Annotated in this window: 18 protein-coding genes; 14 read left to right on the forward strand and 4 right to left on the reverse strand. The window is 73.6% G+C overall.

The genetic code is table 11. The features are described from left to right. Positions 1-266 precede the first annotated feature (266 nt). On the forward strand, positions 267-3,158 hold the full coding sequence (locus tag ACFPZI_RS00210; RefSeq protein ID WP_381356425.1) for a beta-N-acetylglucosaminidase domain-containing protein: 2,892 nt from the start codon (positions 267-269) through the stop codon (positions 3,156-3,158). Positions 3,159-3,333: 175 nt separating this feature from the next. Here ACFPZI_RS00210 and ACFPZI_RS00215 read toward each other — a convergent pair whose 3' ends face one another. Both ACFPZI_RS00215 and ACFPZI_RS00220 read right to left on the reverse strand, forming a co-directional pair. Further along, entirely contained in the window at positions 3,334-3,648 is a 315-nt protein-coding gene (locus tag ACFPZI_RS00215) for a helix-turn-helix domain-containing protein (protein ID WP_381356427.1), read from the reverse strand. Next, entirely contained in the window at positions 3,645-4,031 is a 387-nt protein-coding gene (locus tag ACFPZI_RS00220; RefSeq protein ID WP_381356430.1) for a type II toxin-antitoxin system RelE/ParE family toxin, read from the reverse strand. The genes ACFPZI_RS00215 and ACFPZI_RS00220 overlap by 4 nt, the downstream gene beginning before the upstream one ends. Before the next feature lie 268 nt (positions 4,032-4,299). Here ACFPZI_RS00220 and ACFPZI_RS00225 point away from each other — a divergent pair, with 268 nt between their 5' ends. Genes ACFPZI_RS00225 through ACFPZI_RS00235 form a run of 3 tightly spaced genes read left to right on the forward strand, consistent with a single transcriptional unit; the run spans position 4,300 to position 6,982 of the window. Next, positions 4,300-4,833, forward strand: a complete 534-nt coding sequence (locus ACFPZI_RS00225) for a PadR family transcriptional regulator (RefSeq protein ID WP_381356433.1) — start codon at positions 4,300-4,302, stop codon at positions 4,831-4,833. After that, positions 4,830-5,588: an ABC transporter ATP-binding protein gene (locus ACFPZI_RS00230; RefSeq protein ID WP_381356436.1), complete on the forward strand. Its 759-nt coding sequence runs from the start codon at positions 4,830-4,832 to the stop codon at positions 5,586-5,588. The genes ACFPZI_RS00225 and ACFPZI_RS00230 overlap by 4 nt, the downstream gene beginning before the upstream one ends. Further along, positions 5,585-6,982: an FtsX-like permease family protein gene (locus ACFPZI_RS00235; RefSeq protein WP_381356439.1), complete on the forward strand. Its 1,398-nt coding sequence runs from the start codon at positions 5,585-5,587 to the stop codon at positions 6,980-6,982. Before ACFPZI_RS00230 ends, ACFPZI_RS00235 begins: the two co-directional genes overlap by 4 nt. Before the next feature lie 130 nt (positions 6,983-7,112). On the opposite strand, the gene ACFPZI_RS00240 is transcribed toward ACFPZI_RS00235, so the two are convergent. After that, positions 7,113-7,667: an HNH endonuclease gene (locus ACFPZI_RS00240; protein WP_055594740.1), complete on the reverse strand. Its 555-nt coding sequence runs from the start codon at positions 7,665-7,667 to the stop codon at positions 7,113-7,115. A 400-nt stretch (positions 7,668-8,067) separates the two neighbouring features. Between ACFPZI_RS00240 and ACFPZI_RS00245 the strand changes: the two genes are divergently transcribed. From ACFPZI_RS00245 to ACFPZI_RS00275, 7 genes are all read left to right on the forward strand, one after another. Continuing rightward, positions 8,068-9,156 carry a mechanosensitive ion channel family protein gene (locus ACFPZI_RS00245; protein ID WP_381356442.1) on the forward strand — a complete coding sequence of 363 codons (1,089 nt, stop codon included), beginning with the start codon at positions 8,068-8,070 and terminating at the stop codon, positions 9,154-9,156. A gap of 297 nt (positions 9,157-9,453) precedes the next feature. Further along, on the forward strand, positions 9,454-10,719 hold the full coding sequence (locus tag ACFPZI_RS00250; protein ID WP_381356445.1) for a 6-phospho-beta-glucosidase: 1,266 nt from the start codon (positions 9,454-9,456) through the stop codon (positions 10,717-10,719). Then, positions 10,710-11,684 (forward strand): N-acetylglucosamine kinase, encoded by a 975-nt coding sequence (locus tag ACFPZI_RS00255; protein ID WP_381356446.1) that lies wholly within the window; start codon positions 10,710-10,712, stop codon positions 11,682-11,684. Before ACFPZI_RS00250 ends, ACFPZI_RS00255 begins: the two co-directional genes overlap by 10 nt. 471 nt (positions 11,685-12,155) lie before the next feature. Next, the gene (locus tag ACFPZI_RS00260; protein ID WP_381356449.1) at positions 12,156-13,643 is read left to right on the forward strand and encodes a hypothetical protein; all 1,488 of its coding nucleotides are present in this window, start codon (positions 12,156-12,158) and stop codon (positions 13,641-13,643) included. Positions 13,644-13,680: 37 nt separating this feature from the next. Then, positions 13,681-14,733 (forward strand): glutamate ABC transporter substrate-binding protein, encoded by a 1,053-nt coding sequence (locus tag ACFPZI_RS00265; RefSeq protein ID WP_381356452.1) that lies wholly within the window; start codon positions 13,681-13,683, stop codon positions 14,731-14,733. Between the two features lie 115 nt (positions 14,734-14,848). Continuing rightward, positions 14,849-16,234: a coiled-coil domain-containing protein gene (locus ACFPZI_RS00270; protein ID WP_381356455.1), complete on the forward strand. Its 1,386-nt coding sequence runs from the start codon at positions 14,849-14,851 to the stop codon at positions 16,232-16,234. An 18-nt stretch (positions 16,235-16,252) separates the two neighbouring features. Next, a complete protein-coding gene (locus ACFPZI_RS00275) occupies positions 16,253-19,069 on the forward strand; it encodes a serine/threonine-protein kinase (RefSeq protein ID WP_381356458.1) in 2,817 nt (938 codons plus the stop codon). Here the strand turns inward: ACFPZI_RS00275 and ACFPZI_RS00280 are convergent. Next, positions 19,045-19,314 carry a hypothetical protein gene (locus tag ACFPZI_RS00280; RefSeq protein ID WP_381356461.1) on the reverse strand — a complete coding sequence of 90 codons (270 nt, stop codon included), beginning with the start codon at positions 19,312-19,314 and terminating at the stop codon, positions 19,045-19,047. The genes ACFPZI_RS00275 and ACFPZI_RS00280 overlap by 25 nt on opposite strands. Between ACFPZI_RS00280 and ACFPZI_RS00285 the strand changes: the two genes are divergently transcribed. From ACFPZI_RS00285 to ACFPZI_RS00295, 3 genes are all read left to right on the forward strand, one after another. Continuing rightward, complete coding sequence (locus ACFPZI_RS00285; protein ID WP_381356464.1) at positions 19,235-20,689, forward strand: PP2C family protein-serine/threonine phosphatase; 1,455 nt, start codon at positions 19,235-19,237, stop codon at positions 20,687-20,689. The two genes, ACFPZI_RS00280 and ACFPZI_RS00285, sit on opposite strands and share 80 nt — an antisense overlap. A gap of 154 nt (positions 20,690-20,843) precedes the next feature. Then, the gene (locus ACFPZI_RS00290) at positions 20,844-22,214 is read left to right on the forward strand and encodes a vWA domain-containing protein (protein ID WP_381356467.1); all 1,371 of its coding nucleotides are present in this window, start codon (positions 20,844-20,846) and stop codon (positions 22,212-22,214) included. A gap of 81 nt (positions 22,215-22,295) precedes the next feature. Further along, positions 22,296-23,687: an FHA domain-containing protein gene (locus ACFPZI_RS00295; RefSeq protein WP_381356469.1), complete on the forward strand. Its 1,392-nt coding sequence runs from the start codon at positions 22,296-22,298 to the stop codon at positions 23,685-23,687.

The raw sequence follows: 23,687 nt of genomic DNA on the forward strand, positions 1-23,687 counted from the left end.
GATTCAATCGGAGTCAATCGAACGGAATCGCATGGAGCTTCGTGCACGGATGCGCCTGGCGGCGGGGTTCCTCGCAGCCCCTACCCAGCGGGCGCGGAGGCAGGCACCCCAATCCGTGGAACGTGCTCCTGCTCACATTGTGTTCCCGTTCCCTCATCTCACATGCGGGCAAACCCGCCACAACGGCCACTCCCGTTGACACGTCCGGAGCACAATGGTGGGCTCCTGGTCTGTCACGGGTTGGTTCTGTCTCCTCTGGAGGGGCCTTGCAGCTACGGCATGGGAAGAGAGCGGCCGCCCTCGCGTTCGCGGTGGTCGCCGGAACCCTGGGCGCCGCGCCCGTCTCCGTGGCGGCCCCCTCCGTTCCCGGGACGACCACGTCCCCCGTTCCCGACCGGGCCGAGGCGGACCTGGCCGTCTGGCCCCGTCCGCAGTCCCTGCGGGCGAACGGGGCCCCGGTCGCGGTGACCGACGAGGTAGTCCTGAACACCGACGCGTCGGCCGACCCTCATGCCGTCGACGCCCTGCGCACGCTGCTGCGGGAGGCCGGCGCGCGCCGGTTCACCGCCCCCGGCGACAAGGCGCCCAAGGGGGCGCTCGTGGTGCGGATGGGCGCGGACCGGTCTGCGGGCTCCCCCCAGCCGGACCTCCACGCCCTCCCCTCCGGCGGCTACACCCTGACCGTCGGCAAGGAGACCGTCGCGCTCACCGGTGCGGGCGAGGACGGCCTGTTCCACGCCGTCCAGACGCTGCGTCAGCTCCTTCGTCCCGACGGCACCTTCACGGCCGCCGTCGTACGCGACTGGCCGGGTACCGCCGTGCGCGGGGTCACCGAAGGCTTCTACGGCACCCCGTGGACGCACCGACAGCGCCTGGGTCAGCTGGACTTCATGGGCCGCACCAAGCAGAACCGGTTCCTGTACGCACCCGGCGACGACCTCCACCGGCAGGCCCGCTGGCGCGAGCCGTACCCGGACCGCCGGCGCGCGGAGTTCCGGGAGCTGGCGGAGCGGGCCCGGAGCAACCACGTCACGCTCGGCTGGGCGGTGGCCCCGGGCCAGGCGATGTGCTTCGCCTCGGACAAGGACCTGCGCGCGCTGACCCGCAAGCTGGACGCGATGTGGGCGCTGGGTTTCCGCGCCTTCCAGTTGCAGTTCCAGGACGTCAGCTACAGCGAGTGGCACTGCGACGCGGACGCGGACCGCTTCGGCTCCGGCCCCGACGCCGCCGCCCGCGCCCAGGCGTACGTGGCGAACGCGGTGGCCCGCCACCTGGCGGACCGTCATCCTCACGCCGCAGCACTCTCCTTGATGCCGACGGAGTACTACGAGGACGGGTCGACCGCGTACCGGCGGGCCCTCTCGGACGCCCTGGACTCCGGGGTGGAGGTGGCGTGGACCGGGGTCGGGGTGGTGCCGAGCACCATCACGGGCGGTGACCTGGCCGAGGCGCGGAGGGTGTTCGCGCGCCCGCTGGTGACCATGGACAACTACCCGGTCAACGACTTCGCCCCGGGCCGGATCTTCCTCGGCCCCTACCAGGGCCGCGAGCCCGCCGTGGCCGCCGGTTCGGCCGCCCTGCTCGCGAACGCGATGGAGCAGCCCGAGGCGTCCCGCATCCCCCTGTTCACGGCCGCCGACTTCGCCTGGAACCCGCGCGACTACCGCCCCCAGGAGTCCTGGCGGGCCGCGATCAAGGACCTCGCGGGCGGTGACCCCGGGCTGGACGAGGCCCTGTCCGCGCTGGCGGGCAACGACGCGTCCTCGGTCCTCGGCGCCGAGGAGTCGGCGTATCTGCGGCCGCTGCTGAAGGAGTTCTGGCGGACCCGCGCGGACGCGGACGGCGAGGACGGGCGGGCGGCGGAGAGGCGACTGCGCGCCGCCTTCACGGTGCTGCGCGAGCTGCCCGAAACCCTGGCCGGCGACCCGCGCACCGCCTCGCTCGCCGACGAGGTCGCCCCCTGGTCCGGGCAGCTGGCCCGCTACGGCGAGGCCGGCCTCACCGTGCTGGACATGCTGCGCGCGCAGGAGTCCGACGACGCGGGCGCCGCCTGGACCGCGTACCGGGAGCTGGCCGAGCGGCGGGGGCTGCTGAAGCCGACCCGGGTGACGGTCGGCAAGGGTGTCCTGGACCCGTTCCTGAACCGGGCCCGGGACGCGTACGAGACCTGGGCGGGCATCGGCCGCGAGGCGACCGCCGGGTCCGGCGGCCGGACGGACGACGGCGTGCTCCAGTTGCCGCGGGTCCGGGACCTGAGCACGGTGACGGTCCTGGCCGAGCCCGGCACCACGGGGACGGTCGAGATCCACGCGCCGGGCGCGGGCTGGCGCCGCCTGGGCGCGCTGACCGCGTCCGGCGCCACCGAGCTGCGGGTGGACGGCCCGGCCGGCGCCGTCCGCGTCACCGGCGCGGACACCTCCCGGGTACGGCATGTCGTGCCGTGGTTCACGGACGAGCCCTGCGTCTCGCTGACGCTGCCGGACGGCCCCGCGGACACCGACATCGGCGGCACCCGGCGGCTGACGGCCACGCTCGGTTCGCTGCTCCCCGAGCAGGTGCGCGGCAAGGTGACCGTCGAGGCGCCGAAGGGCGTGAAGGTACGGGTTCCGAAGGGCGCCCTGACCGTCCCGCGCGGCACGCCCGTGGAGGTGCCCGTCGAGGTGACGGTGGAGCCGGGGACGCCGGTCCGGTCGTACGAGGTGCGGCTCGGCTTCGGCGGGGTGACACAAACGCTGCCGGTCAACGCCGTCCCGCGCACCGCCGGGCCCGACCTGGCCCGCACCGGCACGGCGAGCTCCTCGGCCGACGAGACGCCCGACTTCCCCGCCTCGGCGGCGAACGACGGTGACCCGGCGACGCGCTGGTCGTCCCCCGTCGAGGACGACTCCTGGTGGCAGGTCGATCTGGAACGCCCGGTGCGGCTCGGGAAGGTCGCGCTGCACTGGCAGGACGCTCACCCGTCGGCGTACCGCGTCGAGGTCTCGGCGGACGGCCACAGCTGGCGTACGGCTGCGGAGGTGGCGGACAGCGCCGGCGGCCGGGAGACGGTCCGCATGGACGAACCCGACGTCCGCCACGTCCGCGTCCAGGGCGAGACCCGCGCCACCCAGTACGGCTATTCGCTGTGGTCGGCGGAGGCGTACGCGGTCGCGGACTGACAGTCGGGGGCGTCGCGCGCCGCGCCTCCGGCCGGACCCTCGCGTTCCACCGGCTGACGGGGAACACGCCTGGAGGGTGCTGCTCGGCGGGCCATGGGCAGTGGGCAGTGAGGTGCCGCATCAGGCCGAACGGGCGCCGTTCGGCCTGATGCATACCGGCTTTCGGGGTGCTCGTTCAGGCGGCGTTGCCGTGAGGAGTGAGGTTGATGTTCAGGTCGGCGTCGAGGGCACGGGCCAGCCGTCGGAGAAGGGGGATGGTGGGGACGGTGCCGCCGCCTTCGATGCGGGAGATCTGAGGTTGCTTCATTCCGCAGCGTTCGGCGAGTTCGGTCTGGGACAGGCCGAGGGCGGTGCGCCGGTCGTAGACCATCTGGCCGAGGTCGTGGGCCAGTTCGGCCTCTTCGTAGAGGCGGTCGTACTCGGGGTTGTCCTCAGCCGCCTCGCTCAGGAGCTTGCGGTGGCGGCGGGTCTTCCACTCGGCGTGGTTCATCGCAGTTCCTCCTTGATGTTGCGGTGGTAGACGGCGTGTTCGGCGGCCGGTTCGTGGCGGGCCTCGCAGGCGGCCTGGGCGGCGTGGGCACGTTCCACTTCCGCCGTCTCGCGCATCTTGGTCTTGCGGAACACCGTCAGGAGCACGATGCGGCGGTGGGACGCGATCCAGTAGGTGATGCGCTGGGCGTTGCCATCGAGGTCGAAGCGCAGCTCACGGAGCTTGCCGCCGAGATGACGTGTGTAGGGCTCGCCGAGCGTGGTGGCGTTCTCGGCGAGCCGGTCGACCTTCTGCTCGGCGGTGATGTACTGGCGGGCCGGGATGTTCTCCAGCCAGAGGCGCACCTCGGGCTCGATCTCGACCGTGTACCGCTCACCGTTCATCATCTCGATGATATATGGCACGTGTGTTATGGGCCAGTGGTTGCGAGCACGGTCAGCGGGCTGCCCGGGCGGAGCTTGAGAAACGCTGAACCCGGCACCCACCACCTCCGCGTCCAGGGCGAGACCCGCGCCACCCAGTACGGCTACTCGCTGGGGCCGGCAGAGGCGTACGCGGTCGCGAACTGGGCGGGGGGGTGGGGCAAGCGTCGGAAATCTCTTCGGCGGCAACTATTCACTCAGTACATGTACTCAGTGCATAATGCTCGTTATGAGCACCCGTCACATCCTGCTGGGCCTGCTCGCCTCGGGGCCGAGCCATGGCTACGACCTCAAGCGACGCCACGACGAACAATTCCCCGAAGCCCGCCCGTTGGCCTACGGGCAGGTCTACACGACCCTGCAACGCCTGGTCCGCGACGGCCTCGCCGAGGTCGACGGCACCGAGTCCGACGGCGGCCCGGAGCGGACCGCGTACCGCGTGACGGAGGAGGGGACGCGTGAACTCTCCCGCTGGGCCGGGGAGATCGCCCCGCCCGCCCCCTTCGTGACGAACGAGATCTTCGCCAAGGTCGTGGTGTCGATCCTGTCCGGCGGCGACCCGGCCGCGTATCTGAGCGCCCAACGCGCCGCCCACATGGGGCGGATGCGGGAGCTCACCGCGGTGAAGTCCGCGGCGGGGGCCGGGCTGGCGACCGTGCTCTCGGCGGACTACGCCCTCAACCACCTGGATGCCGACCTCCGTTGGATGACCACCACGGCGGACCGGCTCACCACTCTGACCGCGGAGGTCGACGCAGCATGAGCAACCGGAGCAAGGGGAGCGGCGGGAGCCCGACGGGCGACAGCGCCGGCAACGGTGCCGACAACGACGACGGCGCCGCACAGCCGCTGCTCGCGGCCCGCGGCCTGGTCAAGGCGCACGGAAAAACGCTCGCCCTGCGCGACGCCTCCTTGGAGCTGCGCGCCGGGGAGATCCTCGCGGTGACCGGCCCCAGCGGCAGCGGCAAGTCGACGCTGCTGCACTGCCTGGCCGGGATCGTCCGCCCCGACGCCGGCTCGGTGACGTACGACGGACAGCGGCTGGAGGAACTGCCGGAGAAGCGGCTGAGCGAGCTGCGCCGCACCGACTTCGGGGTGGTGTTCCAGTTCGGGCAGCTCGTTCCGGAGCTGACCACGCTCGACAACGTGGCGCTGCCGCTGATGCTGGCCGGTACCGGGCGGGCGCAGGCGCGGGAGCGGGCCGGGGAGTGGCTGGAGCGGTTCGGGGTGCGCGGGCAGGCGGAGTCGCGGCCGGGCGAGATGAGCGGCGGGCAGGCGCAGCGGGCGGCGCTGGCGCGGGCTCTGGTCACCGGCCCGAGGGTGGTCTTCGCGGACGAGCCGACCGGCGCCCTGGACTCGCTGGCCGGCGAGCAGGTGATGACGGCGCTGGCGCACACGGCCCGGGAGGCCGGCACGGCGGTGCTGCTGATCACGCACGACGCCCGGGTGGCCGCGTACGCCGACCGCGAGGCGCAGTTGCGCGACGGGACGCTCGCACCGCTGGAGGTGACCGCGTGAACGCCGCCGGCTCTCCAGGTACGCACTCCTCCCCCACCCTGCGTTCCGATCTGCGGCTGGCCTGGCTGCTCACGCACGGTTCGGACCGGCGGGAGTGGTGGCGGGTCACGCTCACCGCGACCGGCGCGGCGCTGGCGACCGGGTGCGCGCTCGCCGCCGGCGTCCTGCTGTCGCTGGGTGGCCGCAGCACCAGCACGTCCGTCGCCGAGGGACTGGTCGACGAGCCGGGGACGCGCGCCGGAGTGATCCTCGCTCTGCTGCTCCTGCTGGTCCCGGTGCTCGGGTTCCTCGGGCAGTGCGCCCGCGTCGGCGCCGTGCACCGGGACCGGCGGCTGGCCGGACTGCGGCTGGCTGGGGCGACGCCCTGGCAGGTACGGCGGATCGCCGCGCTGGAGACCGGACTGGCCTGCCTGCTCGGTTCGGCGGTCGCGACCGTCTTCTCGGTGCTGCTCCTGCTGCGCCTGGAGGCACGGCCGGACGCCCTCGCCTGGGTCGTGGTCGCGCTGGTCGCCCTTGCGGTACCGGGGCTGGGCGCGGCGGCGGGCGCGCTGGCACTGCGCCGGGTGGTGGCCTCGCCGCTGGGCCCGGTGCGCCGGGTGACGGAGATCCGTTCGGCACGTGGTCCCGGCCGGCTGTTCGCGGGCGGGGCGGCGCTGGTGGTGGCGGCGGGCGTGGTGACCGCGATGGACGGCCGCGGTCCGTCCGGCAAGATCGCCTGGCAGTTCCCGGTGACGGTGTTCGCCGCGCTGCTCGCGGTCGGCGCGGGCGCGGTGTGGCTGGCCGGAGCCTCCTCCCGGCTGATGGGGCGGGTGCTCGCGGACCGGGCCGGGTCGGCGGCGGTGCTGATCGCGGCGGAACGGCTGCGCGCCGACCCGTGGGCGGCGGCCCGTACGCATGCGGCCATGCTGCTGGTGACGGTCGTCGGCACCGGGTTCATGGGCGTGCGCCACGCGTTCCTCGCGGTACTGCACCGCGACCGGGAGACCTTGGGCGCCTCCACGGCGTACTACACGACAGGCCTGAACCTGACCGCCGCGGCGATCACGGTGGCGGTACTGATCACCCTGAGCGGCCTCGCCGTCGGCACCGCCGAGTCGCTGGCCACCCGCCGGCGGGGACTGGCCGCGCAGACCGCCGCCGGTGTGCCGCGCTCGGTGCTGAACCGGGCGCTGCACCTGGAGACCGCACTGCCCCTGGCACCGGCCCTACTGCTCGCAGGCGTCGGCGGCATGGCGGTCGGCACCGGCTACGGCACGCTGACGAACGCACCGTCCCTGCCCTGGGCCGCCCTGCTGGTCCCCCCGGCGGCCTACGCGGCCTGCCTCCTGGCCTCGGCCACGGCACTCCCCCTGCTGCGCCGCTCGGCCGACCCGTCCCAACTGCGGTACGCCTGACCGGCCGGCGCGGCGGCCATGCCCGGCGCCCGGGGGAACGGGGGTTCACCGGGGCCGGGGTATGGCCGTCGTGCCGTCGTGCTCAATGCGGGCCGGGGCCGGGCAGGCCCGGGTCGGGCAGCTCGGCCGGTCAGGCGGATATGCCGTCCACCCGGGAGAGGCCGTCGATGCGGGCCATCGCGTCGTCCGCGCCGTAGGGCTGGAGGTACGGGAGCCAGCACGGGTCGCGGTGGCCGGTGCCGATGATGCGCCAGGCCAGGCCGGTGGGCGGGGCCGGTTTGTGGCGCAGCCGCCAGCCCAGCTCGAACAGGTGACGGTCGGCCTTCACGTGGTTGCAGCGGCGGCAGGACGCCACCACGTTGTCCCAGACGTGCTTGCCCCCGCGGCTGCGCGGGATGACGTGGTCGACGCTGGTTGCGACACCACCGCAGTACATGCACCGGCCCCCGTCGCGGGCGAAGAGCGCGCGGCGGGTGAGTGGAACGGGCCCCCGGTAGGGGACCCGCACGAATCGCTTGAGCCGGACCACGCTGGGTGCGGGGACTGTGACGGTCGCGCTGTGCAGGTAGGCGCCGGACTCCTCGAGGCATACGGCCTTGCTCTCAAGGACGAGGACGAGCGCGCGGCGGAGCGGTACGACGCCGAGCGGCTCGTACGACGCGTTGAGAACCAGGACATGCGGCACGGATGCCTCCTTGTACGCCGGCGGCGCGTGGCTCGCGCCGGGACGATCCGTAGTCAGTCTCTCCTCATGCCTGGTCGTAGCGCCACCATGTACCGGTAACGGGCTGGGAGTGTTTTCGACCACACGCGGTCCGGACGCGGTACGGAGGCGGCCCTGACGCGGCCTGACGCGGTCCGGCTTCCGAGGCCACGGCCCGTCCGGGCCGGGTGACGGCCGGGGCGGGCCCGGGTGAGGGCCGGGGCGGGCCCGGGTGAGGGCCGTCTCTTCTCCACTCCTCGTGCGGGTCCACCCGCAATGCCCCGTTAGTGTGGTGGTTCTGCCCGCACCGGTGACCTTTTTGTGACCTCGAAGACCTTGACCGCGCACCGGGGGCAGACCGTGCCACCTGGAGGTACCCGCCGTGTCCCTGTCCGCCGTCCCCCTGGCCGAGGAGCCGTCCCCGACCCCCTCGGATTCCGGGACCCCGATGGTGCCCACGCTCAAGGATGCCCACGAGAGCGCCACCAACGCCGCCGGCTGGGTGGAGGAGAACTGGTCCACCTGGCTCGCGATCGGGCTCAGGGTCCTGCTCATCGTGGTGATAGCCACCATCCTGAGAGTGGTCGTGCGGCGGGCGATCACCAAGCTCATCGACCGGATGTCCCGGACCGGCCAGGCCGTGGACGGCACCGGGATCGGCGGGCTCCTGGTCAACTCCGAGCGGCGGCGCCAGCGCTCGCAGGCGATCGGCTCGGTGCTGCGCTCGGTGGCGTCGTTCCTGATCCTGGGCACGGCCGCGCTGATGGTCCTGGGCACCTTCCAGATCAACCTGGCCCCGCTGCTGGCCTCGGCCGGTGTCGCCGGTGTCGCGATCGGTTTCGGTGCCCGCAACCTGGTGACGGACTTCCTCTCCGGCGTGTTCATGATCCTCGAGGACCAGTACGGCGTGGGCGACACCATCGACGCGGGCGTCGCCACCGGCGAGGTCATCGAGGTCGGCCTGCGGGTGACCAAGCTGCGCGGCGCCGACGGCGAGATCTGGTACGTGCGCAACGGCGAGGTCAAGCGCATCGGGAACCTCTCCCAGGGCTGGGCGACCGCCAACGTCGACGTCACGGTCCGCGCGGACGAGGACCTGGACCACGTGAAGGCCACCCTCGTCGCCGTCACCGAGAGGATGAGCAAGGAGGAGCCCTGGAACGAGCTCCTGTGGAGCTCCATCGAGATCCTCGGCCTCGACTCCGTCCTGCTGGACTCGATGGTGGTCCGCGTCTCGGCGAAGACCATGCCCGGCAAGTCCCTGACCGTGGAGCGCGAGCTGCGCTGGCGCATCAAGCGCGCCTTCGACGCGGCCGGCATCCGCATCGTCGGAGGCGCCACCGCCCCGGTGGAGATGGAGGGCCCCGACCCGGCGGCGTCCGTCGCGCCCCCGTCCGCGTACGCGAGCAGCGTTTCGCCGCAGTCCCTCGCGGCGTCCCCGCTGACCCTGCCGCCGAACACGAAGAAGTAAGCAGCCGGCGGCACGACGGAGGGCCGGGGCGAAGAGCCACGGCAAAGGACACGGCGCGCCAAGTAGTGCTCCAAGAGGGCGGTACCCGGGAGTCCCGGGTACCGCCCTCTTCCGCGTCCCGGCCGCTCCCCCTCTTGACGCTCCCTCCGCCTTGATCTACTTTCCTCGCTTCCTCTCCGTCGTCCAACAGGAAACTTTCCTGATGGAAAGCCCTCGTCCAGCCGGGACGGGCCTGCGTCCGCCCGCCCCGGGGCCCCGCTCCGCACGCCCCCTGAAAGGGTTGAAAGGGTTGACTTCATGAAACTCACCGTGGTCGGCGGGGGTTCGACCTACACGCCGGAACTCGTCGACGGCTTCGCCCGGTTGCGGGACACCCTGCCGGTCGAGGAGCTGGTGCTGGTCGATCCGGCGGCGGACCGGCTGGAGTTGGTGGGCGGTCTGGCCCGCCGGATCTTCGCCCGTCAGGGGCACGGCGGGCGGATCGTCACCACGTCGGACCTGGACGCGGCCGTGGACGGCGCCGACGCGGTGCTGCTCCAGCTGCGGGTGGGCGGGCAGGCGGCCAGGCAGCAGGACGAGACCTGGCCGCTGGAGTGCGGCTGCGTCGGCCAGGAGACCACCGGTGCCGGCGGCCTCGCCAAGGCGCTGCGCACGGTCCCGGTGGTGCTCGACATCGCCGAGCGGGTCCAGCGCACCAACCCGGACGCCTGGATCATCGACTTCACCAACCCCGTCGGCATCGTCACCCGGGCGCTGCTGGAGGCCGGGCACCGGGCGGTGGGGCTGTGCAACGTCGCCATCGGGCTCCAGCGGAAGTTCGCCGCCCGCCTCGGCGTCGACCCCGCCGGGCTGCACCTCGACCACGTGGGCCTGAACCACCTCACCTGGGAGACCGCGGTGCGCCGGGGCGGCCCCGGGGGCGAGGACGTGCTGCCCGCCCTGCTGCGGGAGCACGGCGACGCGATCGCCGCCGACCTCCGGCTGCCCCGCGCCGTCCTGGACCGCCTCGGCGTGGTCCCCTCGTACTACCTGCGGTACTACTACGCCCACGACGAGGTCGTACGGGAGCTGCGCACCAAGCCGTCCCGGGCCGCCGAGGTGGCCGGCATGGAGCGCCGGCTGCTCGCCCTCTACGCCGACCCCGCCCTCGACGAGAAACCGGCGCTGCTGGCCGAGCGGGGCGGCGCCTACTACTCCGAGGCGGCCGTGGACCTGGCGGCGGCCCTGCTGCGCGGGGCCGGCAGCCCGTACCAGGTGGTGAACGCGCGCAACGGCTCCACACTGCCGTTCCTCCCCGAGGACGCGGTGATCGAGGTGCAGGCGGCCGTGGGCCCCAAGGGCGCGAGCCCGCTGCCCGTCCCGCGCGTGGACCCGCTCTTCGCGGGCCTGATGGCGAACGTCACCGCCTACGAGGACCTGGCGCTCGACGCGGCCCTGCGCGGCGGCCGTGAACGGGTCTTCCGCGCCCTGCTCGCCCACCCGCTGATCGGCCAGTACGAGTACGCCGAGAAGCTCACCGACCGGCTCGTCGCACACAACCGGGAGCACCTCACGTGGGCCTGACCGCGGGCGTCCTCGCCGTCGACGCCGGCAACAGCAAGACGGACGTCGCCGTGGTCGCCCACGACGGCGAGGTCCTGGCCACCGCCCGGGGCGGGGGGTTCCGGCCGCCGGCCGTGGGTGTGCCGGCGGCCGTGGACGCCCTCGCCGAGACCGTCGCCGCCGCCCTCGACTCCGCCGGCGCCTCCGGCGTCGCGCACGTCTCGGCCTGCCTGGCCAACGCCGACCTCCCCGTCGAGGAGGAGCGGCTGACGGCGGCCCTGGCGGCACGCGGCTGGGGCGACACCGTGGAGGTCCGCAACGACACCTTCGCCGTCCTGCGCGCCGGGGTCACCGAACCCCGCGGGGTGGCCGTCGTGTGCGGGGCGGGCATCAACTGCGTCGGCATGCGCCCGGACGGCCGCACCGCGCGCTTCCCGGCGCTCGGCCGCATCTCCGGCGACTGGGGCGGCGGTTGGGCCCTGGCGGAGGAGGCCCTGTGGCACGCGGCCCGTGCCGAGGACGGCCGTGGTCCCGCCACCGCCCTCGCCACCGCCCTCCCAGCGCACTTCGGCCTCCCGGACATGTCGGCCCTCATCGAGGCCCTGCACCTGGAACGCCTCGCGCCCCGGCGCCGGCACGAACTGGCGCCGGTGCTCTTCGCCACGGCGGCCGACGGCGATCCGGTCGCGGGTGCGATCGTCGACCGCCAGGCCGACGAGGTGGCGTCGATGGCGGTCGTGGCGCTGACCCGCCTGGACCTGCTCGCCGAGGAGACACCCGTCCTGCTGGGCGGCAGCGTCCTGGCCGCCCGGCATCCCCGGCTGGACGACCGCGTCCGCGCCCTGCTCGCCGAGCGCGCCCCCAAGGCCGTCCCCCGGGTCGTCACCGCCGCCCCGGTGCTGGGCGCGGCCCTCCTTGGCCTGGACCGCCTGACGGCCCCGCCGAGCGCCCAGGACCGGCTGCGGGCCCATTACGAACGGGGGTAGGAAAACCTGCCGGGGCGGGGCGGGGCGAGCGGGGCACGGGGAGCGGGTGCTCGCTCCCCCGAGGGGCACGTGCTGCCGTCCACTCCTGCCCTCATCCGCCTCACCTCCTCACCCGCAGAACGGCCCAGGAACCGGGTGGGCGGTCGAGTCGGCGGGCGGGTGGATGGTCGGACAGGTGATCGGGCGGATGTCAGGGCGGGTGGTCGGAGGCGGGCCCGGGGCTCCGGTGAACCCGCCGGGCAGCTCTCGGCCCCGGCCCTCCCAAAACCCGCGAACTCCGCCCGGAACCAACCGGATTCCCCCGGCGTGTTCGTGGGCAGGGGTGGTACGGGGAGGGTCGTCCGGGGCTCGCTCGTGGGCCGGAATTCCCGGTGACCGTACGGCCGTCGGATCAAGATCGCGCCAAGGCCGGTGCATATGTCGCCTCCTGCGGCGATACTTGCGGGGACGAATGACCACGGGGGAGGTCAATTGACCCACACGCCGAACGGCGGCGCGGCACCGCCGGGCGCGGCCGCGCCCGCGACGCCCGCGACGCCCGCCATGCCCGCCGTACCGCCGCAGTCCGGGCCGGGCGGCGCCCCGGCCCCCCGGCAGGCACCCGGCGGCTCCCGGCTCCCCGCGTCCCGGCAGCCGGAGGCGCCCCTGCGCACGGCGTTCGCCGAGGGGGCCGTCCGGCTGCGCGAGGCCGCCGCCACCGAACCCGGCCGCCTCAGGATCATCGGCGCGGTCCTCGCCGCCCTCGTCGTCGCCTTCGGCGCGGTCGCCGCCTGGCAGATGGCCGATCGTGCCGCGGCGGCGGACGACGTCCTCACCAGCAGCCAGCCGCTCGCCTCGGACGCCGCCGACATCTACCGCTCCCTCGCGGACGCCAACACCGCGGCCTCCAGCGGCTTCCTGGCCGGGGGCCAGGAGACCGCCGCCTCCCGGGACCGGTACGAGAAGGGCATCCGCACCGCCGCCGCCAAACTCGTCAACGCCGCGGCCAACTCCGACCCGGGCTCCTCGTCGGCGGCGAAGATCACCGAGCTCAACCAGCTGCTGCCCGAGTACAAGGGCCTGGTGGAGCGCGCCCGTACCTACAACCGTCAGGGCTACCCGGTGGGCGGCGCCTATCTGCGGTACGCGAACGAGAAGATGCAGGAGGAGATGCTTCCCGCGGCGGAGAAGCTCTACCAGAAGGAGACCGAGCGCCTCGACGCCGACTACGCGGACGCGACCCCCTACCCGTGGGCCGCGATCGCGCTCGGTGCGGTCGCCCTCGCCGCGCTCGCCTGGGCCCAGCGCCGTACGTACCTGCGGACCCACCGGGTGCTCAACCACGGCCTGGTCGCGGCCACCGCCGCGGCGGCGGTCGTGCTGCTCTGGCTGGTCGTCGGCCACAGCCTCGCCCGCTCGGGGCTGAACGGCTCCTACGACCACGGCGTCCGCTCGCTCGGTGTGCTGCACGAGGCCCGTATCGCCTCCCTGAAGGCACGCGGCAACGAGAACCTGACGCTGGTGGCCCGCGGCGCCGAGACGACGAAGGTCGGCGACAAGGCGTACGACGCCTATGACTACGACTTCCAGCACGACATGGAAGCCCTCGGCAAGGGCCTCGCCCGGGCCGGCGAACTCGCGGACGACAGCAGCGGCGAGAAGCCGGTGGCCGCCGCCGTGAGCAACATGACGGAGTGGAAGAAGCGGCACGCCGCCGCCCGCGAGCAGGACGAGAACGGCAACTACCAGGAGGCCCTGGACCTGGTGATCGGCGGCGAGGGCGCGACCGGCGAGTGCTTCGACGGCGTCGACGAGAGCCTGGCCTCGGCGCTGACGCACGAGAGGCGCGAGTTCAGGGAGGCGGCCACCGGCGGCCGGGACGCGCTGACGGGCCTCCCGCAGGGCGCCGCGGGCCTCGCCGTGCTGGGTGCGGCGGGCGCGGTGCTGGGTATCGGCCGCAGGCTGTCGGAGTACCGGTGACCGGAGAACCGGTGAAGAGTGAAGCGGGAGGGGCGTGATGAGGAGCGTACGACGTCTGCGGGCCGGCCTGCGGGGCTGGGGCGGGGTGGGCGCGATGGCCACCCTCTGCGCGCTCGCGCTGGTCTTCGCGCTGCTGCTGACCAGCACCGGGTCCTCCTCCCGGCCCGACGAGGAGCCGAGGACCGCCGGCCAGGGCCTGACGGACGCCGTGGGCGCGAAGGCGGCCGAGGAGTGCGACGATCCCGAGAAGCAGACCCTGCCCCCCTCCGACGCCGACGGCCGGGTCATCGACGCGATCAAGGCCCGCCCGGGCGAGAGGCGGAAGCTGGTCGTCGGCATCGACCAGAACAGCTACGGCTGGGGCTACCGCGACCCCAACAGCGGGGACAGCGGCCGGCTCGAGGGCTTCGACATCGACCTGGCGCATCGCATCGCCGAGGACATACTCGGCGACCGGGACGCGGTCCAGTTCAAGGCGATCCCCACCGACCAGCGCATCCCGGCGATCCAGGACGGCCGGGTCGACATGATCGTCCGCACCATGACGATCAACTGCGAGCGCCTGAAGGACGTGGCGTTCTCCGCCCCGTACTTCACCACGGGACAGCAGGTCCTGGCCCCGAAGGTGTCCCCGGTCCAGGGGTACGGCCCCACGCTCGCGGACCGGAAGATCTGCACGGCGGCGGGCTCCACCGCGTACGCGAAGCTGGAGGAGGACAAGGCCTCGGGGGCCCTCCCGCAGTCCACCGACATCCGCACCACCGTCCCCAACCAGCTCGACTGCCTGGTACGGCTGCAGCTTGGCGAGGTCGACGCGGTCGTCACCGACGCCGCGCTCGCCGCCGGCCAGGCCGCGCAGGACCCGACGGTCGAGCTCAAGGGCGACTCCCTCACGACCGAGTACTACGGCGTGGCGATGAAGAAGGGCGCGAACGACCTGCTGCGCCGGGTCAACCAGGTCCTGGTGGACTTCGGCGAGGACACCACGGACGGATGGCAGGCCTCGTACGAGCGTTGGCTGTCGAAGACTCTGGGCAAAGATCCAGGGAGTTCCGAACCACCGGCACCGGAGTACCTGCGCGTGGGCTGACCCTTCGTCAATTCACCGCGTATGCAAAGCGATGCGCACAGGACCACGCACGAACGTCGACGCACGAACGTCAACGACCGAACGTCGACGACCGACCCGCAGCGAGAGGTGATCGATGGGCGACACGGATCCCACCGGGCCGGTGATGGACCGGGACGAGGTGGACCGTGCGCTCGCGCGGCTCGGCGCGGAGCACGAGGCGGTCGAGACCTCGCTCCTCGCCCTGCAGGACCACGCGGGCCGCAGACTCCTGGAGGGCGCCCGCCTCACCGGCCGTACCGAGCAGCGCTGGCAGGCCGCCGAGGTCTCGATCACGCTGCTGTGGACGTACTTCGACGCGTACTCCGGCGCGTTGCGCACCGCCCGCGAGATCCGCGCCCGGCGCCGCTGGTCCAGCCGCGACGACCTGGTGGAGCTGACGGAGCTGCTGCGCGGCGAGTGCGTCACGGTCGCGGGCTCGGCCACCGCCACCGCCAACTCGCCGACGCTCCACGGCCGCGCGGGCCGCCTCAGCGAGCGCTACTCGCTGGCCGCGCTGGTCGAGCTGATGAACGAGCTGTACGCGTCCTCGCTGGACATGGTCGTCGCCGCGGACGCGGTGTGGTCGGCGCTGCCCGCGCGGATCGATCTCCTGGCCGCCGAACTCCAGCGCACCCGCAGACTCGCCCACCCCGTAGGGGTCCGCCCCGGCGAGCACCCGGCGGGCGACGACCTGGAGCGGATCACCCGCACCCTGACCCGACTGCGCGAACAGGTGATCTCCGACCCGCTGGCCTTCTGGAAGCCGTTGGAGGGCAGTTCGGCGCCGGGCGGCGGCCGGCCGGACACGACGGTGTACGACCGCGAGGCGCGCGCTCTGGAGGAGGTGCGGCGCGAGATCGACGCGGTGCTCGCGGTCCGCCAGGACTCCGAGAAGCGGATCGTGCGGCTGCGGGACGTCCTGTCGCGCGCCGACCGCACGCTCGCCGAGGCGCGCACGGCGCGCGGCGAGGTGCTCGCGAAGATCGCCGCGACGGAGGTGCCGGCCGTCAGCGGGCCGCCGACCGCGCTGCAGGAGCAGCTGGCGACGGCCGCCGAGTACCGCAGGCACGCCCAGTGGCACCGGCTGTCCCCGCTCCTGGAGTCCCTGGAGCAGAAGGCCGAGGACGAACTGGTGCGCGCCCGCGAGTCGTTGACCGCGGTCACCGCGCCGCTGGCGATCCGCGCCGAGCTGCGCGGCCGGCTCGACGCGTACAAGGCGAAGGTCGCCCGGCACGGCCTCGCGGAGGACACCGTGCTGGCTGAGCGGTACGAGAAGGCGCGTCGCATGCTGTGGAGCGCGCCCTGCGATCTGCGGGTCGCCGAGGAGGCGGTGCTGCGCTACCAGCACGCCGCCGCCGAACTCCTCGGCACGGCGCAGCCACAGGTGCCCGGGCAGTCCGGTCCGTACAGGCAGTCCGGCCCCTACGGGCCGTCCGGTCGGGGCGCGCCCGGGGAGCGTGGGGGTCCGGCGCATGAGTGACAAGGGGGAGGCAGGCGCATGAGTCAGGCGGAGAACCGGACGCACCACCAGGGCCGGCCCCAGGGGCAACCCGAAGGCGGTTCCGGGGAACAGAGCGGGACCCAGGAGCAGAGCGGGAACGGGGAGCAGCAGGCGCGGTCGTCGCAGGCCGCCGCCGCGGCGCCCCGTGCCTGTCAGCGTCCCGGCTGCGAGGGTGCCTACGACGACGTCGGCGGCGGCGAGCTGTACTGCGACACCTGCGGGCTCGCCCCGGTCGTGTCACCGACCGGTCTGGTCGGCTCGGCCCCGACCGGCGTCACCGTCGGCGGCCGGGAGTCACGCGGTTCGCGCAGCTCACGGGGTTCTGGCGGCTCGGCCGGCAGTGCCCGTACCGGCAGCCGCAGTTCGCGTACGTCGTCCCAGCCGTCGCAGTCGGCGAAGTCACGGCGCTCGGTGTCCGGGCGCCTCTCCCGCTCGCTCCCGGGCGGCGGCGCCGAACGTTCGGTGTCGGTGCGCAGCTCCGGGTCCGTCGGCGGCTCCTCCGGCCGGGGCCGGCTGGGCGCGGGGCTGGTCCAGGTCCCGCCGATCCCGCGGCCCGACCCGCGCGCGATGGTGCTTGACAACCCCGAGGTGCCGGAGCGGAAGCGATTCTGCTCCCGCTCGGACTGCGGCGCCCAGGTGGGCCGTGCGCGGGCCGGCCGGCCGGGCCGCACGGAGGGTTTCTGCACCAAGTGCGGCCACCCGTACTCGTTCGTCCCGAAGCTGCGGGCCGGTGACGTGGTGCACGGCCAGTACGAGGTGGTCGGCTGTCTGGCGCACGGCGGCCTGGGCTGGATCTATCTCGCCGTGGACCGGGCGGTCTCGGACCGCTGGGTGGTCCTCAAGGGCCTGCTGGACACGGGCGACCAGGACGCGATGGAGGCGGCGATCTCCGAGCGGCGCTTCCTCGCGGAGATCGAGCACGCCAACATCGTGCGGATCTACAACTTCGTGGAGCATCTCGACCAGCGCACCGGTTCGCTGGACGGCTACATCGTCATGGAGTACGTCGGCGGCAAGGCCCTCAAGGAGATCGCCAACGGCCGCCGCACACCGGACGGCAGGCGGGACCCGCTGCCGGTGGAGCAGGCGTGCGCGTACGGCATCGAGGCGCTCGAGGCGCTGGGGCATCTGCACTCCCGCAACCTGCTGTACTGCGACTTCAAGGTCGACAACGCGATCCAGACCGAGGACGAACTCAAGCTGATCGACATGGGCGCGGTGCGCCGGGTGGACGACAACGAGTCGGCCATCTACGGCACGGTCGGCTACCAGGCCCCGGAGGTCGCCGAGGCCGGCCCGTCGGTCGCCTCCGACCTGTACACGGTCGCCCGGACGCTCGCCGTCCTCACCTTCGACTTCCAGGGCTACACGAATGTCTACGCGGACTCACTGCCCGACCCGGACCACATCGACGTCTTCCGGCAGTACGAGTCGTTCTACCGGCTGCTGGTCCGCGCCACCGATCCCGACCCGGGCCGCCGGTTCGCCTCCGCACAGGAGATGGCCGAGCAGCTCACCGGCGTCCTGCGCGAGGTCGTCTCGGTCCAGTCGGGCCGCGCCCGCCCCGCCCTGTCGACCCTGTTCGGTCCGGAGCTGCGGGTGACGGACACCGAGCTGTTCCCCCAGTCGTACGGCGACGTGTCCCGGCTGGGGGCGCGGGCGGTGCCCCGAAGAGGGCCGGGACGCAGACAGCTCACGCAGCTCACGCAGGTCACTCAGCTCAGGCAGCCCGAGCAACCCGAGCAGCTCCCCGAAGGCGGGGGCGGCGTCGCGGCGGGCGGACGGCCGGGCACCCCCGTGCCCACCGGCACCCCCTCGGGCACCGCCCCGGGCCTCGTCAAGCCCGTCGACACCGCCGCGGCGGCGCTCGCCCTGCCCGTCCCGCGCGTCGACCCGGCCGACCCCAACGCCGGTTTCCTCGCGGGGCTGCTGGCCTCCGCTCCCGGGGAGCTGGTCAACGCGCTGGCGGCCGCGCCCGCGCCGTCGGCCGAGACCCGGCTGCGGCAGGTCCGGGCCTGGCTGGAGACCGGCGAGCGCGACACCGCGCTGGCCGCGCTGCGGACCCTGGAGGAGCAGAACCCCGACGACTGGCGGGTGGTCTGGTACCGCGGGGTCGCCGCCCTGGCCATCGGCGACCACGAGGGTGCCGCGCTCGCCTTCGACGCGGTCTACGACGCCTTCCCCGGCGAGATCGCGCCGAAGCTGGCGCTCGGCCTGTGCGCCGAGGTGCTGGACCAGCTCGACAATGCCGCCGAGTACTACCGTCTGGTGTGGTCGACCGACCCGAGCCATGTGAGCGCGGCGTTCGGCCTGGCCCGGGTGCGGCTGGCCACCGGCGACCGGCTCGGCGCCGTACGGACGCTGGAGTCGGTGCCGGAGTCGTCGATCCACTACACGGCCGCGCGGGTGGCGTCCGTACGCGCCAGGCTGCGGGGGCGGACCGCGACCGCGGGTGACGTACCGTTCCTTGACGACCTGAGTGCCGCGGCGGGCCAGGTCGAGGCCTTGGAGTCGTACGGTCTGGATCCGGCGCGCCGGGAGCAGTTGGCGGCCGAAGTCCTCGGCTGCGCGCTCGACTGGGTACTCTCCGGGGGCCAGGGTTCCGTTCCGCTTCCGCTTCCGGCTCCGCCGGGACGGGGGCAGCGGAACGCCGCCGGGGGACGGACACTGCTCGGCAGCGGACTGGACGAGCGGAACCTGCGCTTCGGACTCGAGCGCTCGTACCGCACGCTGGCCCGGCTGGCGCGGAGCGGTGAGGAGAGGATCGACCTGGTGGAACGTGCCAACCGTTACCGCCCCCGGACGTGGGTGTAGTTGATGTCGCAAATGCCCCAGCAGGCCGCTCTGTCGAAGTGCCCGAGCTGCGAGGAACCCCTCGAATCGGGTGATCGTTTCTGCGGTGCGTGCGGATACGACCTGTCGGCCGTCCCGGCACCGCCGGCGGACCATCCGACGATCACCATGAACACCGGGAACGCCATGGGCACCAGGAACGGCTGGAACGGCGCGGTGCCGTCGCCGAGTCCGGCGGAGCGCGGGGCGCCCCGGCCCCCGGTCACACCCCCGGCACCCCCGGCCCCTCCGGCGGCTCGCCCTGCACAGGTGCCGACGCCGACCGAGCCGGACTGGCCCACCGTCCGCCCGGACAGTTCCGGCGTGTCCGCCCCGACGCACCGGCCCGCGGACCTGGCGGGCACCGACTCGGCCGGCCTGCCACTGACCGGCCACCCCCACCCCCACCCTCACCCCCGTTCCCAGCACTCCGCGCCCGTGCCCCCGCCCGTGCCCCCGCCCGCGCCCCCGGAGCCGCCCCCCGCGGCCCCGGCTGCCGGGACGCCGGCCGGCGGGACGCCCCGGTCCTCCGGTGTGCGCTTCGACCGCCCGGCCCAGCCGGTCGCGGTCCCGGCCCCGCAGCCGGGCGCGCAGCCCGTCGCCGGTCCGGGCGCGCAGCCCGAGGAGTACCCGCTGCAGGCCCCGGACCCGCGCGTGGCCGCCGAGCAGGGCACAGCCGCCCCGGGCGGCACCGTGTGCGTGGCCTGTCGTGCGGGCAGGGTGGACGACGACGGCTACTGCGAGAACTGCGGCCACGCCCAGCCACGCGAACGGGACCACATGGAACAGGAATGCGGCCCGCTGGCCGCGGTCAGCGACCGCGGCCTGCGCCACCACCGCAACGAGGACGCCTTCGGTATCGGCACCACCACGCTGCCCGACGGCTCCCCCGCCTCCGTCGCGATCGTCTGCGACGGCGTCTCCTCCGCGACCCGGCCCGACGAGGCCTCGCTGGCCGCGTCCCGGGCGGCGAGCGCGTCGCTGCTCGCCGCCCTGCCGCGCGGCACGCACCCGCAGCAGGCGATGCACGACGCGATCCTCGCCGCGTCGGACGCGGTCAACGCACTGGCCGACGAGCCCGAGACGGAACGGGAGCGTGCCCCGCACCAGAACTCCCCGGCCTGCACCTTCGTCGGCACCGTGGTGACCGACGGCCTGCTGGTCGTCGGCTGGGTCGGCGACAGCCGCGTGTACTGGGTCCCGGTGGACCGCGCCGCTCCCCCCGCCCGGCTCACCGAGGACGACTCGTGGGCCGCGCAGATGGTCGCCGCGGGCCTGATGGGCGAGGCCGAGGCGTACGCCGACCAGCGCGCCCACGCGATCACCGGCTGGCTCGGCGCCGACGCGTACGAACTCGATCCGCACACCGCGTCGTTCAAACCGGACCGGCCCGGAGTGGTCGTGGTCTGCACGGACGGGCTGTGGAACTACGCGGAGTCGGCCGAGGAGATGGCCCGGGTCGTCCCCGCCGATGCCGCCGTCCGCCCGCTGCACGGCGCGCGGGTCCTGCTCGGCCATGCCCTCGACGGCGGGGGCCACGACAACGTAACAGTGGCCCTCGTCCCGTTCCCGGCCGTGCCGCAGGGGGCAGGATCGGCCTGAGGCCGCGTACGGCAAGCCCTTGGCGGGGAATGTACAGGGAAGCCGCAGGGAAACCGCAAGGAGCTGCGGGCAAGCACCGGCGAACCGGAGGGGACCGGTCCGCCTTCTGTCGTCGCCCCGCTCGTCGGGGTTCTCCAGGGGGAGAGAAGCAGGCATGGCCAATTTCGCGAAGTCGAACGTGCCGCAGTTCTCGATGGGCGTGTACCAGAACGAGTATCTGCCGGAGGGCGGCCGCGAGGTCAACGCCATCGTCACGGTGACCGCGACCGGCGGCGGCACCATCGGCAGCGCGGTGGCGGCACCCCACCTCTACGCGCCCGGTGAGGGGCCGTCGGCGGCCGTGGTGCTCATGGTCGACTGCTCCGGTTCGATGGACTATCCGCCGACGAAGATGCGCAACGCCCGCGACGCCACGGCCGCCGCGATCGACGCCCTGCGCGACGGCGTGCACTTCGCGGTGGTCGGCGGCACGCATGTCGCCAAGGAGGTCTACCCCGGCGCCGGGCGGCTCGCGGTCGCCGACTCCGCCACCCGCGAGCAGGCCAAGCAGGCGCTGCGCACGCTGAGCGCGGGCGGGGGCACGGCCATCGGCACCTGGCTCAAGCTGGCCGACCGGCTGCTGGCGTCGGCGGACGTGGCGATCCGGCACGGCATCCTGCTCACCGACGGACGCAACGAGCACGAGTCGCCCGAGGATCTGAAGGCGGCCCTGGAAGCCTGCGCCGGGCGGTTCACCTGCGACGCCCGTGGCGTGGGCACCGACTGGGAAGTGAAAGAAGTCACAGCGATCGCCTCCGGCCTCCTCGGCAGCGCCGACATCGTCGCCGACCCGGCCGGACTCGCCGACGACTTCACGCGGATGATGGAGACGGCGATGGGCAAGGAGGTCGCGGACGTCGGCCTGCGGCTGTGGACCCCGCTGGGCGCGACCGTGAAGTTCGTCAAACAGGTCGCGCCGACGGTCGAGGAGCTGACCGACCGCCGTGCCGAGGCCGGCCCCCGCGCGGGCGACTACCCGCTGGGGTCCTGGGGCGACGAGTCCCGTGACTACCACGTCTGTGTCGAGGTCCCGGCCGCCGACGTGGGGCAGGAAATGCTCGCTGCCCGGCTCTCGCTGATCATCCCGCAGCCCGGCGGCGCCCCGGCCGGGAGCGGCACGGAAGGCGTCCAGAAGCTCGGCGCGCAGGGTCTGGTACGGGCCGTGTGGACGGACGACATGGCCGCCTCGACGTCGATCAACCCCCAAGTCGCCCACTACACCGGGCAGGCCGAACTGGCACAAGTCATCCAGCAGGGTCTTGATTTGCGCAAAGTGGGCGATTTCGATGGAGCAACGTCCAAACTGGGCCGGGCCGTTCAGCTCGCGAGTGCCTCCGGCAACGCCGATACTGCGAAACTGCTTGCGAAGGTGGTGGACGTGGTCGACGCCGCGACCGGTACTGTGCGACTGAAAGCGAGGGTCGAGGAGGCCGACGAGATGACACTCGAAACCCGGTCCACCAAGACTGTTCGTGTAAAAAAGTGAACGCGAGTTGAACGAGCCCGGCCTGCGGGCCGGAGAACTTCGGTCGGAAGCGACCGGACAAGGAGAGGAGGAAGCGCCGACATGCCGACCTGCCCGAACGGACACCAGTCGGGTTCCGACGACTGGTGCGAGGTGTGCGGCCACCGCATGGCGGGGTCCGTGCCGCCGCCGCCTCCTCCTCCCCCGCCACCACCCGGCAGTGGCTACGGATTCCCGCCCCCCGGCGGCCAGGGCGGTCCCGGCGGCCCGGACGGATACGGGGGGCCCGGTGGCCCCGGCGGCAGAGCGGAGCTGTGCCCGCAGTGCCGCACGCCCCGTGAGGGCGCCGCGCCGTTCTGCGAGGAGTGCCGGTGGAACTTCCTGACGAACACGGCGACCTCGTACACCCCGGCAGCCCCGCGCCCCGGCGGTCCCGGACCGGGTGGTCCCGGCCCCGGACCCGGCGGCCAGGGTGGTCACGGCGGGTACCAGCAGCAGCCCCCGCCCGGCCCGTACGGCGGTGGCAACGGCGGTGACTCCTACGACTACCAGGGCTCCCGTCCGTCACAGGTGAACCGGCCGGCCGAGCCGATCCCGCAGGGCCCGCCCGGCTTCGGCGGCGACCCCTCACGCCCGGTACCGCCACCGCCCGGACCGAACGGATACGGAGGTCCCGGTGGACCCGGCGGCCCGAACGGTCCTGGTGGACCCGGTCCGCACGGCGGACAGAGCGGTCCGGGTGGCCAGGGCGGATACGGCGGTCCCGGAGGTCCCGGTGGACCGCAGGCGTACCGGTCCGGTCCGCCGGCCCCGCCCGGATTCCCGCAGGAGACCGGCCGGCCCCCGCAGCAGGGCGGTCCCGCCTTCGGCGACGACGACTGGGTCATCCCCCCGCCGTCCGGCGGCCCCGGTGGCGGCCAGGGCGGTCCGAACGGCCCCGGTCAGCACGGCCAGAGCCAGCACGGACAGGGTCAGCACGGACAGGGTCAGCACGGGCAGGGTCAGCACGGTGGTTACGGCTACCCGCAGCCCGGTGCGACCCAGGCGCCGCCCGGTCCCGGCGGCTTCCCGCAGCAGCCCCAGTCCCCGGTGACCTGGACCGCGACGATCGGTCCGGACCGTGATTACTTCATGGCGATGATGCACCGCTCCGGCCCCGAGGCCACGGGCCTGAACCTGCCCGCGTACTCGCCCGAGCAGCAGCGCACCCTCACCGGCAACCAGTTCACGATCGGCCGCCGGCGCCACTCCACCGGTGACACCCCCGACATCGACCTGTCGACGCCGCCGGAGGACCCGGGCGTCTCGCACCAGCACGCGGTGCTGGTGCAGCAGCCGGACGGCAGCTGGGCGGTCGTCGACCAGAACTCGACGAACGGCACGACGGTCAACGGTTCGGAGGAACCGATTCAGCCGTTCGTCCCGGTCCCGCTCCAGGACGGCGACCGCGTCCATGTGGGCGCCTGGACGACGATCACCCTCCACCGCGGCTGA

It is taken from the genome of Streptomyces chlorus (assembly GCF_042655885.1).
GTDB classification, from domain to species: Bacteria; Actinomycetota; Actinomycetes; order Streptomycetales; family Streptomycetaceae; genus Streptomyces; species Streptomyces chlorus.

What these genes read in the sequence shown, in the direction of transcription:
- ACFPZI_RS00215 (WP_381356427.1), bottom strand. Translation starts at nt 3,648, where the DNA reads ATGAACCACGCCGAGTGGAAGACCCGCCGCCACCGCAAGCTCCTGAGC.
- ACFPZI_RS00220 (WP_381356430.1), bottom strand. Translation starts at nt 4,031, where the DNA reads ATGAACGGTGAGCGGTACACGGTCGAGATCGAGCCCGAGGTGCGCCTC.
- ACFPZI_RS00225 (WP_381356433.1), top strand. Translation starts at nt 4,300, where the DNA reads ATGAGCACCCGTCACATCCTGCTGGGCCTGCTCGCCTCGGGGCCGAGC.
- ACFPZI_RS00230 (WP_381356436.1), top strand. Translation starts at nt 4,830, where the DNA reads ATGAGCAACCGGAGCAAGGGGAGCGGCGGGAGCCCGACGGGCGACAGC.
- ACFPZI_RS00250 (WP_381356445.1), top strand. Translation starts at nt 9,454, where the DNA reads ATGAAACTCACCGTGGTCGGCGGGGGTTCGACCTACACGCCGGAACTC.
- ACFPZI_RS00265 (WP_381356452.1), top strand. Translation starts at nt 13,681, where the DNA reads ATGAGGAGCGTACGACGTCTGCGGGCCGGCCTGCGGGGCTGGGGCGGG.
- ACFPZI_RS00270 (WP_381356455.1), top strand. Translation starts at nt 14,849, where the DNA reads ATGGGCGACACGGATCCCACCGGGCCGGTGATGGACCGGGACGAGGTG.
- ACFPZI_RS00275 (WP_381356458.1), top strand. Translation starts at nt 16,253, where the DNA reads ATGAGTCAGGCGGAGAACCGGACGCACCACCAGGGCCGGCCCCAGGGG.
- ACFPZI_RS00285 (WP_381356464.1), top strand. Translation starts at nt 19,235, where the DNA reads ATGGGCACCAGGAACGGCTGGAACGGCGCGGTGCCGTCGCCGAGTCCG.
- ACFPZI_RS00290 (WP_381356467.1), top strand. Translation starts at nt 20,844, where the DNA reads ATGGCCAATTTCGCGAAGTCGAACGTGCCGCAGTTCTCGATGGGCGTG.
- ACFPZI_RS00295 (WP_381356469.1), top strand. Translation starts at nt 22,296, where the DNA reads ATGCCGACCTGCCCGAACGGACACCAGTCGGGTTCCGACGACTGGTGC.